Source organism: Bacillus sp. EB106-04-02-XG92, assembly GCF_058791995.1.
The window spans coordinates 237,763-250,498 of record NZ_JBYTEA010000003.1; the positions used below are offsets into that span (position 1 = coordinate 237,763).

General features: G+C 36.1%; 14 protein-coding genes. 8 read left to right on the top strand and 6 right to left on the bottom strand.

The window, feature by feature from the left end; all coding sequences use genetic code 11:
• Window positions 1-93: 93 nt before the first annotated feature.
• The 6 genes from prpE to AC3WVA_RS10140 all read right to left on the bottom strand — a co-directional run bounded on the left by prpE (window position 94) and on the right by AC3WVA_RS10140 (window position 5,893).
• Complete coding sequence (gene prpE, locus AC3WVA_RS10115; protein ID WP_048526709.1) at window positions 94-834, bottom strand: bis(5'-nucleosyl)-tetraphosphatase PrpE; 741 nt, start codon at window positions 832-834, stop codon at window positions 94-96.
• 74 nt (window positions 835-908) lie between these two features.
• Window positions 909-2,069 (bottom strand): FtsW/RodA/SpoVE family cell cycle protein, encoded by a 1,161-nt coding sequence (locus tag AC3WVA_RS10120; RefSeq protein ID WP_098521078.1) that lies wholly within the window; start codon window positions 2,067-2,069, stop codon window positions 909-911.
• A gap of 146 nt (window positions 2,070-2,215) precedes the next feature.
• Window positions 2,216-3,151 carry a glycosyltransferase family 2 protein gene (locus tag AC3WVA_RS10125; RefSeq protein WP_048526711.1) on the bottom strand — a complete coding sequence of 312 codons (936 nt, stop codon included), beginning with the start codon at window positions 3,149-3,151 and terminating at the stop codon, window positions 2,216-2,218.
• Window positions 3,152-3,157: 6 nt separating this feature from the next.
• Window positions 3,158-3,916 (bottom strand): class I SAM-dependent methyltransferase, encoded by a 759-nt coding sequence (locus AC3WVA_RS10130; protein ID WP_492321884.1) that lies wholly within the window; start codon window positions 3,914-3,916, stop codon window positions 3,158-3,160.
• 130 nt (window positions 3,917-4,046) lie between these two features.
• Entirely contained in the window at window positions 4,047-4,892 is an 846-nt protein-coding gene (locus tag AC3WVA_RS10135; protein ID WP_349303286.1) for a TylF/MycF family methyltransferase, read from the bottom strand.
• A 122-nt stretch (window positions 4,893-5,014) separates the two neighbouring features.
• Window positions 5,015-5,893, bottom strand: a complete 879-nt coding sequence (locus tag AC3WVA_RS10140) for a BclA C-terminal domain-containing protein (protein ID WP_492321885.1) — start codon at window positions 5,891-5,893, stop codon at window positions 5,015-5,017.
• Between the two features lie 165 nt (window positions 5,894-6,058).
• On the opposite strand from AC3WVA_RS10140, the gene AC3WVA_RS10145 reads away from it, so the two are divergent.
• From AC3WVA_RS10145 to rfbD, 8 genes are all read left to right on the top strand, one after another.
• The gene (locus AC3WVA_RS10145) at window positions 6,059-7,156 is read left to right on the top strand and encodes a glycosyltransferase (RefSeq protein WP_492321886.1); all 1,098 of its coding nucleotides are present in this window, start codon (window positions 6,059-6,061) and stop codon (window positions 7,154-7,156) included.
• A gap of 311 nt (window positions 7,157-7,467) precedes the next feature.
• The gene (locus AC3WVA_RS10150; RefSeq protein WP_048526716.1) at window positions 7,468-8,157 is read left to right on the top strand and encodes a class I SAM-dependent methyltransferase; all 690 of its coding nucleotides are present in this window, start codon (window positions 7,468-7,470) and stop codon (window positions 8,155-8,157) included.
• The gene (locus AC3WVA_RS10155; RefSeq protein WP_048526717.1) at window positions 8,154-8,840 is read left to right on the top strand and encodes a glycosyltransferase family protein; all 687 of its coding nucleotides are present in this window, start codon (window positions 8,154-8,156) and stop codon (window positions 8,838-8,840) included. Before AC3WVA_RS10150 ends, AC3WVA_RS10155 begins: the two co-directional genes overlap by 4 nt.
• Window positions 8,841-8,852: 12 nt before the next feature.
• Window positions 8,853-9,533 carry a glycosyltransferase family protein gene (locus AC3WVA_RS10160; protein ID WP_048526718.1) on the top strand — a complete coding sequence of 227 codons (681 nt, stop codon included), beginning with the start codon at window positions 8,853-8,855 and terminating at the stop codon, window positions 9,531-9,533.
• Window positions 9,534-9,547: 14 nt separating this feature from the next.
• Window positions 9,548-10,285 carry a sugar phosphate nucleotidyltransferase gene (locus AC3WVA_RS10165; protein ID WP_087957776.1) on the top strand — a complete coding sequence of 246 codons (738 nt, stop codon included), beginning with the start codon at window positions 9,548-9,550 and terminating at the stop codon, window positions 10,283-10,285.
• A gap of 8 nt (window positions 10,286-10,293) precedes the next feature.
• A complete protein-coding gene (rfbC, locus tag AC3WVA_RS10170) occupies window positions 10,294-10,839 on the top strand; it encodes a dTDP-4-dehydrorhamnose 3,5-epimerase (RefSeq protein ID WP_098344739.1) in 546 nt (181 codons plus the stop codon).
• 15 nt (window positions 10,840-10,854) lie between these two features.
• Complete coding sequence (gene rfbB, locus AC3WVA_RS10175; RefSeq protein ID WP_098344738.1) at window positions 10,855-11,826, top strand: dTDP-glucose 4,6-dehydratase; 972 nt, start codon at window positions 10,855-10,857, stop codon at window positions 11,824-11,826.
• 11 nt (window positions 11,827-11,837) lie between these two features.
• Window positions 11,838-12,692, top strand: coding sequence for a dTDP-4-dehydrorhamnose reductase (gene rfbD / locus AC3WVA_RS10180; protein WP_048526722.1), 855 nt, complete (start codon window positions 11,838-11,840; stop codon window positions 12,690-12,692).
• Window positions 12,693-12,736: the final 44 nt, after the last annotated feature.

Below are 12,736 nucleotides of genomic sequence, written 5' to 3' on the forward strand. Positions count from 1 at the left end.
ACTTTCGTGCATCTTTTTTTTCATTACTTTACTTAGTTTTTTACGATAGCCGCCTAAATGAAAAGATAATCCCTCGTACATTGTAAATAAGGATTATGAAATTGGGCGGAATTTTTCAGGGACAAAAGGCAGGGAGGAAGGAACGGAAATGGTCTCCATCTCAGGATAACGTAGTCCAGTTAGTTTGCCACCAAACACAGCGCCAGTATCAATATTGACTGTATGATTTACAAAGCGAGGTTCTTTTACGGGTGTATGTCCATATACAATCCAAGCTGTTCCTTTATATTCCTGCGCCCAGTCGCGACGGACAGGTGAGCCGTCAGCATGTTTTTCTCCTGTAATATCGCCATATAATACAAAAGTTTGTACTTTTTTATCTTGTCTTCCTATGTAATCTTGCCGAATTCCGGCGTGACACACAACTAACCTTTTCTCATCGAGTACGTGATAGAAAGGGGATTGCTCGTAAAGTGTGATGAATTTTTCTTTTATCATATTTTGTTTATGAGAAGGCAGTGCTTCATATTCAGCAACAGTTGTTTCGAGTCCATGAGCAATTGTCACGTTACGTCCAAGGAAAAATCGGTATAGTTTATTACAGTGATTTCCTGGAGCGTAATAAGCTACTTTTTTATTTATGACAAGTTCCCACACAATTTCAATCATACGTAATGAATGAGGACCGCGATCTGTAATATCACCAACAAAAGCAAGCTTGCGTTGATCAGGGTGAATCGGCAGGTCATTATTCCAGTTATATCCGAGTTTCATCGTTAAATCTTGAAACTCTTGGAAGCATCCATGAATATCCCCTATAATGTCATATTTCATATTTAAACCTCCATCATATTTTTCATTAGTATATCTAAAAAAGGATAGAGATAAAAATATACCGTTTCTATGGTTCAGTTAAACATAAAGATTTTCGTCCTTGAGCGAACGTTTAAAACAAATCCAATCGCTATCATGTATGTGAGTAAAGAACTTCCTCCGTAGCTCATAAGGGGTAATGTGATTCCTGTAATAGGCAGTAATCCGATGGTCATCCCGATATTTTGAAATACTTGAAAAGTAAACATTCCGATTGTGCCCGCGCAGATGTAACTACCGAAAGGGTCATTACTTTCTAAAGCGATATGAATCATGCGGAAAATAAGTAGGAAAAAAAGTGCAATAATGACACTTGCGCCTAAAAAGCCGAATTGCTCAGCGACATTGGTGAAAATAAAATCTGTATGTGGTTCTGGAAAGTATACTTGTCCATTTTCCCAACCTTTTCCTTGCATTTCCCCTGATCCAGTAGCTAAGAAAGCTTGTCTTAATTGATAGCCTTGCGCATCATATTTGTATGGCGCTAACCAGCCGTAAAACCGATTTAGTTGATATTCTTGTAAAATGTGTGCTTTAAAAAATTTTGTATGAGTGAAAAAAATATACGTTAATGTAACGCCAGCGGCAAAAATACCGGAAACTAATCCGAAAATAAATCGCCAGCGTATACCAGAAACTAGTATCATCGCTGCGAGCATAGCTGAAATTACCATCGTGTTTCCTAAATCAGGTTCCTTTGCAATAAGGAGCAGAGGTGGCAAACTTGTTGCGCATATTTTTCCGAGTAATAAAAAGTCATCGTGTATCGTACGGTAAAAATATTTCTCATTGTGATTTGCAATAATTCGTCCGGTGACGATAATTAAAAACAATTTCATAATTTCAGAAGGCTGGAAATTTCCGATGCCTGGAAGCCTGTACCAAGCGGTAGCACCTTTTATTGTAACGGCACCTGGTACTTGAAGTTCCAGTCCAATCAGTAATATCAATGCAAAGCTATATAAATACCAGGCAATTTTTTGATAACGATCGAAATCAATAATCATAATCATACCAATAGCTATAAATCCAATGAAGTACCATTGGATTTGCTTTAATACAAAATTTACATTTTGCAAAAATGGTGGTAAAGAGGCTTGTGCACTTGCAATCGCAAAGCAACTAGCAGTCCCAATGGCAAATAAAATGAGTAGCAATACATAGTCTATTTGATATTGAGAATTTGGATCTTTCAATGTATGTATTCCTTTCTATCGCCTAGTAAGTATATGGATTATGTCATGATAAAAATAATATACAAGCAGACTATGCATACATTTATTCCACTATTTGTGGGAAGTCATACATCACACGGAAGGAATAGTACCTACCGTGTGACGGACTATAGTGCACGGAGCTCTTTTGTAATGATATTTAAACAATGGGAAAGACGGGCATGTGTATTTATATCTGGAATGAGGTTTGGAAATAAATCGTAAAATTTGACCGCATTTTTATACCATCCGTAAGCTCTTATCAAACCTTTTTTATAATATTTATTGTCTTGTAAGAAACCATACTTTTTTGAGGTTAAAACGAGCTGAGAAAAATCTTCACAGCCCTCAAGGAATTTGTGACGTACTTGCTGTCCAGTATGAAGGCGGAATGAACTTAAGGGCTCAGTTATATACATCGCATCACCTTTTGAAAGTAAACTTATCCAAGAAGCCATATCAACACTACAACCATACTTTCTGCCATTTAAAGTGCCAAAAGGTTCCGTTAATAGGCTTTTTCTAAAGAGTACGATTGTAGGTTCACCGATAATATTTTGTCCTGCCATAAGCATACGATTTCCAAAATCTTTCCCATTTAGTAGAGTATCTTCATCGTATAATTTTTTCATGGAGGGATGTTGTTCAATTATATCTCCATTATCATCAATCCAAGTGCGATAGGATGTGATAAGCGCGAGATTGTTATTGAAGTCTTGTTGGAAATAAAACATCATTTTTTCGATTTTATTATTATAAAATATATCATCGTCCATTAAGAAATTTATGTACTCTCCATTTGACTGTTCTAAGAGCATAAGGGCGTTATGAAATTGTCCTAGAGTAGAGCTATTTCGAATGTACGTTATATGTTTATGCTTATGTAAATAATGCCTGTATAGTAATTTTTCTGTTTCATTATTTGTGCTATCGTCTCCTACAATAATTTCAATGTTTGGGTACGTTTGTGCTAATGCACTTTCTAGAGCAATTTTAAAATAATGTGGTCGGTTATAGGTGGGAATAAGGATGGAAACGAGAGGTGGATTTTTCACATTATTCATATACAACTACCTTTCAGAAATTTTTTGTGTAAGAATAATATCTTGATAACTTGTATGTTCAGTCCTGCTACACCATGAACCATAATGGGGGGGAGTTTGTACTTCTAGCCCATACTTATTTAATAGGGTACGAATATCTTCTTCAGGATAGGCAACTGCGAAATTCGGGATATCTTTATTTAGAACATAACAATTGTCAATTTGATGATAAAAACCTAACGTACTTAGTCCTGCATTTAAGTAATAGGAAGATTCAGGGTTAATTAAAAAGAAAGTAATAAAACATCTCCCATCTTTTTTCAGAACTCGTGCAATTTCACGTACGTAATGTTCTAATTCTTTCGGAAGGAGATGGGTAAAGACAGACGTTAAAAAAATAAAATCAAATGATTCATCATCATATGGAAACTTGTATTGGGAAGCATCTTCTTTTCCATCGGGATTGTAGAATGGATTATATATATCGACATGTTCAAAATGGAAATTGTTACGGCGTGTTGAAATGTTATTTTTGCACCATGTAATCCCTTTATTGAATAAGTCAAACCCATAATAAGTACCATTATCGCTTAAATAATTCATTAATGGAACCGCCATTCGGCCAATGCCACAGCCTACATCTAACACTGTTTCATTTGATTTTAAATTTCCAATTTCAATAAAATGCTGCATAAACTCTTTTCCAACTTCTTCAAAGTCACCACCTACATATTGAACGAGTTCTGGGGGTGGAATTAATGTGGTTTTTTTCTCATTTTCGTTCATACATTCACTCCGTCCTTGTAGTAAAGTAGAGGATTTCTATTGTCTATATAAGTTAATCATTCATAATGAGGGGAACTTTACATGATTGATAAGTAATGTGATAGAACCCCTCACAAGAATAAATTATATTCTATTCTTTTCGCCAATAAATACCGAAATCATCAATTTGAGTCATAGGAGCTTTTATGTTTCTTTCACTTCTGAAATCTGTTACAGCTTCTGCACATGTTACTAATCCGTAGTCATCAATAATAATAAAGCCACCTGTTGAAACTTTGTCGTATAAGTTTACAAGACTATCCATCGTTGATTCATACATATCACCATCAAGGCGGGCAATTGCAATTTTTTCTATTGGTGCTGAAGGCAATGTATCTTTAAACCAACCCTTTAAAAATTTCACCTGATCATTTAATAAATCGTATTTTCTAAAGTTTTCTTGCACTGTTTCTAAAGAAACTCGTAAGTAATCGAATGTGTGCAAATAATCACCGTAATCTTTCGGATATTGTTCTAAGTTAGGTGCGGGCAGACCTTCAAATGAATCGGCAACCCACACAGTACGATCCTTAATGTTGTTTGCTTGTAAAAACCCATTCATAAAAATGCATGATCCTCCGCGCCATACACCAGTTTCAATAAAATCGCCTTCTATATTTTCCCTGAATACAGTTTCCATAGCTTCTTGTAATTGATTCATACGCTTTCGACCAACCATACTATGTGCAGCTCTTGGCCAATCCTTGCCACCTTGACGCTCATTATTTGAAACGTTAGGATTAACGATTTTTAAATTGTGATTTTCTACATACTGCTTAAGAAATAGAGGAAGTGGAACCGTTACTGGTTCATATGATAGTTCTTTAGATATATGTAACGAAGCAGGTAAGTATGGTTCGTATTCTAACCATATTTCAAATAAAATGGTTTTCTTTAATAACTCAAGATAAAGCTGGACAGCTGATTTATTTTCCATATAAGTTCCTCCCACGGAATGTCATACAACATTATGACTATGTAGAAAAGAAAGATTTAATGATTGAATTTACCAATGAAAAAGCAGTAAAACTGATATCAGTTTTACTGCTAAGTAAAAAATTAAGCAACTTTTTCAATAATAATAGATGCACTCGTACCAAGAGCTAATGATAGCCCAAGCCCTGTAACAATTACTTCAACTAATGATGGAGTTGTCGTAATTTGCGTAATTGCTTGAATAACGATAGGTGCTCCAAGTGAGATTAAACTTGATCCAGTACCTGGTACAGGTACTCCATTAACTTGAATGGTAAGACCCCCTAATAGACTTGCTGTTGCAGTATTAGCGATAACAGTAATTTTATAGAATCCAGTTTCACTAATTACGAAAGTATCGTCATCTAATTGAGAAATTGCTGTACCAAATTGAGATCCAACAGTATTAAATGGTAATGGGTCATTAATCCCAAGATCTAAAGAAATTCCAGCGGAGTTAAATGCATACAATCCTGCTGGAAGTCCTAGTCCGGATGGCCCAGTCGGTCCAGTCGGCCCAGTCGGCCCAGTCAGTCCAGTTGGCCCAGTTGGCCCAGTTGGTCCAGTAGCACCAGTGTCACCAGTTGGTCCAGTTGGTCCAGTAGCACCAGTGTCACCAGTTGGCCCGGTTGGTCCAGTAGCACCAGTGTCACCAGTTGGCCCAGTCGGTCCAGTAGCACCAGTGTCACCAGTTGGCCCAGTCGGTCCAGTAGCACCAGTTGGTCCAGTTGGTCCAGTTGGTCCAGTTGGTCCAGTTGGTCCAGTCGGTCCAGTTGGCCCAGTTGGCCCAGTTGGTACAGTCGGCCCAGTCGGCCCAGTCGGTCCAGTCGGCCCAGTTGGTCCGGTAGGAAGGGTAAACGGTGGTATCGGTGGTAATGTTGGTCCTACAAGATTAGGGTCAAATGCACTAGCTGATAAAGATTCATCGGGATTTAATCCATCTGAATAATTATTATTTGACATAAATTCACCTCCATAAAGCGTTCATTATATAGTAGATGCAAAACCGGAAGAAAATGACACGGACATTTGAATTATTGAAAAGAAATCTTAAAATGCTTGAATAATTTTAAAAAATGGAAAGTTTAGCATGTGTATAACATATGATTGATTTGGAAGAGGGTGATTATGTTGAACAAGCAAGGAATTACAATCAGTTTATGCATGATTGTTCGAGATGAGGAAGAGACGATAGCCCGTTGTTTGGAAACAGTAGAAAAAATTGTTGATGAAATTATTATAGTTGATACAGGTTCCATTGATCGAACGAAAGAAATTGTAGCTCAATATACCTCTAACATATATGACTTTCCATGGATTGATGATTTTGCGGCAGCGAGAAATTTTTCTTTTTCAAAGGCGACGCAAGAATATATATTATGGCTAGATGCAGATGACATATTATTAGAAGATGCACAAGAAGCATTGAAAACCTTAAAAAGAGAGCTAGATCCTAGAATTGATGCAGTTTCGATGCCTTATCATCTTGCAATGGATTCTAACGGGAAACCTTTATATTGTACAAAAAGAAATCGACTTGTAAGGCGTGAAAAACAATTTCAATGGTTTGGAAAGGTTCATGAGTATTTAGCTATTTCTGGTGAGACTTTTAATAGTAATGTTGCTATTACACATAAAAAAGAAAAAAAGGTAACAAATCGTAATTTGAAAATTTTTCAAAATGCTGTAGCTGCAGGAGAAGAATTAAGTGCGAGAGATTTATTTTATTACGCAAATGAATCTATGGATAACCAAAAATATGATGATGCAGTTCTTCTTTATGAAACATTTCTTGATCAAGACGAAGGATGGTATGAAGAGAAAATTTATGCATGTGGTAAGTTAGGAGATTGCTATGCGAAGCTTGGATTATGGGAAAAGGCAATTGAATCTTGTGTGAAATCGTTTCGGTACGATGTTCCTAGAGGAGAGAATTGTACAAGAATAGGATATATATATATGGAACAACAAAAATATAATGAGGCGATATTTTGGTTTAAACTTGCAACGGAAGTACCAATGGCGACAGAGAGTCCTTTTCACAGTCCAGCTAGCTACACATGGCTTCCATATTTACAAATGTGTATTTGTTATAGCAAGTTAGGAGAGCAAGAGAAAGCTTATTATTACAATGAATTAGCAGCTTCTTATGTTCCGAATAATGCTGCAATTGAATATAACCGTAAATATTTTCGGGATGTTTTTGATAAACAATATAAAGAGTAATAGGTTTCGTATTTTTAGAAATGGTTTATCGTTATTCTAACTCTCATAGATTGGTTATATATTAGAGTATCAGTCATGTAACCAATACAGGCAACATCTTTTAGCCTGCTATGTGTGAGCAGTAAGAACCCCATCAAAAAATTAGGTTGGAGCAAAGCAGTTAGGTGGGGAGCCCCGCTGCTCGTAAACGTTCGATTGGTAAAAGGTAATAATCAGCGGAGGAAACAAAACAATTACTGATGAAAGTTCTACTTTATAGAATTTATATGAGATTTATATTTCAAATTCAATTTGCATAAGGAGTGTGTGAAATGAATCGTGAAAAAAGTTCTTTATATGAAGAAAAGTCCGAGCATTATTTTAATGCAGCGAATCCGAATTTATTAAAGCATATAAAGAAGGAATGGAAAGAAGTTCTTGATATCGGTTGCTCGAGCGGTGCATTGGGAGCGGCAATTAAAGAAAATGGTACACGTGTATCAGGAATTGAGGCATTCCCGGAGGCGGCCGAAAAAGCGAAAGAAAGACTAGATCATGTTATTTTAGGGGATATAGAAAAAGTAGATCTCCCTTATGAAGAGGGACAATTTGATTGCATTATATTTGGAGACGTACTAGAGCATTTATTTGATCCGTGGTCGGTAATAAAAAAAGTAAAGCCATATATAAAAGAAAATGGTGTGATTTTAGCTAGTATACCAAACGTTGCTCACATTTCAGTATTAGCTCCTTTACTTGCTGGAAATTGGACGTATACAGAATATGGATTATTAGATAAAACGCATATTCGTTTCTTTACATTTAATGAAATGCTGCGAATGTTCCTAAAAGCAGGTTATTCAATTAGTAAAGTAGATCGTGTATATATTGATCACAAAATGTATGAACCGTTAATTGAGGAGTTATATGGAATTTGTAAAAAATATCGTCTTGGAAGTGGCTTCATGGCTGAGACGGTTGTATTTCAATATATAATTGAAGCAGAAAAATCACAATTATGAGTGCGGCAGATAAAACAATATTGTTTGTTACATGTATAAATGATCGAAAAATGTATGCACAGTGCGTGAGACATATATTAAGATTGGCAGTGCCTCCAGGATATATTGTAAAATTTATGCCAATTCGGAATGCGAAAAGTATGACGAGCGGATATAATCAAGCAATTTCGCATCCGGCGAAATATAAAGTGTATATACATCAAGATGTTTTCATTGTAAATATGGGATTCTTATACGGATTACTTCAATTATTTCAGGATCATGAACATCTTGGAATGATTGGTATGGTTGGAGCCCAATATGTTCCTCCAAATGGAATATGGAATGTAGGCAGAGGAGTTGTTGGAAAAGTAATTGGTTATATGAATGATTTATTTTATATGGCCAGTCAAGAAAAGCCGTATCATGACTCAAAAACATTTATGCCCGTTGAATGTATTGACGGATTATTAATGGCCACGCAATACGATATTCCGTGGCGAGAAGATTTGTTTGATGGGTTTGATTATTATGATGTGTCTCAATCATTTGAATTTAGAAAAGCAGGTTATACAGTTGGGGTTCCTGTACAGCGTGATGCTTGGTGCATTCACTATCATATTGATGTGAATATGACCAACTATGATAAGTATAGAAAGATATTTGTGGAGCACTATATGTCAGATGTAAATCAAGACGAATAGAGGGGCTACAAAATGAAAGATCATACAATATTAGTCGTTGTTTGTATAAATAATGAAGAGCTGTTTGAACAATGTGAGAGACAAATAAGAAATCTTTTTGTTCCCCCTGGTTATGTCGTACAAATTTTTCCGATACGAGATGCGAAAAGTATGGCAAGTGCATACAACCGAGCACTTTCATATCCCGCGAAGTATAAGGTTTATATACATCAAGATACGTATCTTATTAATCGAGATATGTTTTATACACTCATTTCTCTTTTTAAAGATAACGAAAAACTCGGTTTAATTGGGGTAGCTGGAGCCCAGTTTTTACCGAGCAACGGGATATGGTGGGAAGGGAAAAATTTAGTAGGGAAAGTGATTGAGTATAGAAGACAGAATTATCAATTATTGAATTTAGATCAATTGTTTTATGGGAATCAATCATTTATGTCAGTTCAGGCAATTGATGGATTATTAATGGCCACACAATATGATATTCCGTGGCGTGAAGACTTGTTTCAAGGATTCCACTTTTATGATGTTTCGCAGTCTTTAGAGTTTCAAAAGGCGGGTTATTTAATTGGTATCCCTAATCAAGCAAATGTATGGTGTATTCACTACAACGGGGATGAGTTTGATGCGGATACATATGAGAAATATCGGAAAGTGTTTGTAGAACATTACAAAGATATACTATCTCCATCATAAGGGAGAGATGCAGGATGAAAGGAATTATTTTAGCTGGTGGCACGGGATCGAGATTATATCCAATAACGAAAGTAACGAATAAACATTTGCTTCCTGTTGGACGTTATCCAATGATTTATCATGCAGTATATAAGCTAAAACAGTGTGAGATTACAGATATTATGATTATTACAGGTAAAGAGCATATGGGAGATGTTGTTAGTTTTTTAGGAAGCGGTCAAGAGTTTGGCGTGTCCTTTACGTATCGTGTGCAAGATAAGGCTGGTGGAATTGCGCAAGCGTTAGGCCTTTGTGAGAATTTTGTCGGGAAAGATCGTATGGTCGTTATTTTAGGAGACAATATCTTTTCTGATGACATTCGTCCGTATGTTGAAGAGTTTGCAAATCAAAAAGAAGGTGCGAAAGTACTGCTGCAATCTGTAGATGATCCGGAGAGGTTTGGCGTAGCGAATATTCAAAACCGAAAAATAATTGAAATTGAAGAAAAGCCGAAAGAGCCGAAAAGTTCTTATGCAGTCACAGGGATTTATTTGTATGATCCAAAAGTCTTTTCTTATATAAAAGAATTAAAACCTTCCGCAAGGGGAGAACTTGAAATTACAGATATCAATAATTGGTATTTAAAACGAGGGGTACTTACTTATAATGAAATGAGCGGTTGGTGGACGGATGCGGGAACTCATGTTTCTCTTCAAAAGGCGAATACGTTAGCGCGGGATATAAACTTTGGTAAACAGTTTAACGGAGAATAGGTGAGAATATGAAAGTTGTAGAAACAAAATTTACCGACGCAAAATTGTTAGAACCGAGGTTATTTGGAGATGAGCGTGGCTTTTTTACTGAAAGTTATAATAAGAAGGTGCTAGAAACATTAGGGGTTACGTATTCATTTGTACAGGATAATGTTTCGTATTCAGCAGAAGCGGGAACGATTCGGGGATTGCACTTTCAAAAAAATCCGAAAGCACAAACGAAACTTATTCAAGTTATGCAAGGAGCAATCTATGATGTTATCGTTGATCTGCGAAAAGATTCCCCAACGTTTAGGCAGTGGAAAGGATATATTTTAAGTGCGGATAATCATCGGCAATTATTAGTGCCAAAAGGATTTGCACATGGTTTTTGTACACTTGTTCCGCATACGATTGTTATGTATAAAGTAGATGAGTATTATAGTGCCGATCATGACTCAGGGGTACTTTGGAGCGATAAAGAATTAGCAATTCCATGGCCGGTAACAAGTCCTATTTTGTCTGACAAAGATAGAATATTACCGTTACTTCAGGAATGTGAAGATAGTTTTTGAGTAGGAGAGTTGTTTATGAATATATTAGTAACAGGTGGGGCCGGATTTATTGGAAGTAATTTTGTTCATTACATGTTACAAAGCTATGAAACATATAAAATTATTAATTTCGATGCATTAACATATAGCGGGAATTTAAATAACGTGAAGTCTCTTCAAGATCATCCGAATTACTCTTTTGTAAAAGGGGAAATTCAAAATGGGGAGCTGCTAGAGCATGTTATTAAAGAACGAGACGTGCAAGTGATTGTAAATTTCGCAGCTGAATCACATGTAGACCGTAGTATTGAAAATCCGATTCCTTTTTATGATACAAATGTAATTGGGACAGTCACCTTATTAGAATTAGTAAAAAAATATCCACATATTAAACTCGTGCAAGTATCAACAGATGAGGTGTACGGCTCTTTAGGGAAAGCAGGTCGATTTACCGAGGAGACGCCGTTAGCTCCAAATAGTCCATATTCTTCAAGCAAAGCGAGTGCCGACATGATAGCTTTATCTTATTATAAAACGTATCAATTACCAGTTATAGTAACGCGTTGCTCCAATAACTATGGGCCGTATCAATATCCGGAAAAATTAATTCCGTTAATGGTTACGAATGCGATAGAAGGAAAGAAGCTACCGTTATATGGCGATGGATTAAATGTAAGAGATTGGTTACATGTAACGGATCATTGTAGTGCGATTGACGTTGTTTTGCATAAGGGACGTGTAGGAGAAGTATATAATATAGGCGGAAATAATGAAAAGACAAATGTAGAAGTTGTGGAACAAATTATTACTCTTTTAGGAAAAACGAAAAAAGATATTGAATATGTTACAGACCGTTTAGGTCATGATCGTCGTTATGCGATTGATGCACAGAAGATGAAGAATGAGCTAGATTGGGAGCCTCAGTATACATTTGAACAAGGGCTGAAAGAAACGGTGGAATGGTATGAACATCATAAGAAATGGTGGAAACCACTAAAAGAAAAGTAAGGGGCATATAAATGAAAGAACGGATTATCATAACAGGAGCAAATGGTCAATTGGGAAAACAACTACAAGAAGAGTTAAATCCTGAAGAATATGACATATATCCATTTGATAAAAAGTTACTAGATATAACAAATATATCCCGAATGCAGCAAGTAGTACAAGAAATAAAGCCACATATCATTATTCATTGTGCAGCGTATACGAAGGTTGATTATGCTGAGAAAGAACAAGATCTTGCATATAGAATAAATGCAATAGGAGCTCGAAATGTAGCGGTTGCTTCACAATTAGTAGGCGCGAAGTTAGTTTATATTAGTACTGATTATGTATTTCAGGGCGACAGACCGGAAGGGTATGATGAATTTCATAATCCGGCGCCGATAAATATATACGGAGCTTCTAAGTATGCGGGAGAGCAGTTCGTCAAAGAGTTACATAATAAATATTTTATCGTTCGCACATCGTGGTTATATGGTAAGTATGGAAATAATTTTGTGAAAACGATGATGCGATTAGGGAAAGAAAGAGAAGAAGTGTCTGTTGTAGCAGATCAAATTGGTTCTCCTACGTATGTGGCGGATTTAAATGCGATGATTAATAAGCTCATTCATACTTCTTTATACGGTACGTATCATGTATCAAATAGAGGCTCATGTTCTTGGTTTGAATTTGCACAAAAAATATTTTCGTATGCAAATATGAAAGTGAATGTATTACCTGTTTCAACCGAAGAATTTGGGGCGGCGGCAGAGAGACCGAAATATTCTGTTTTCCAACATAACATGCTACGGTTAAATGGTTTTTTACAAATGCCTTCTTGGGAAGAAGGATTAGAGCGGTTTTTTATAGAAACAAAAAGTCATTAACAAAATTTAAGTTAATGACTTTTTTGTTTGCCTTTAAGAGGTTT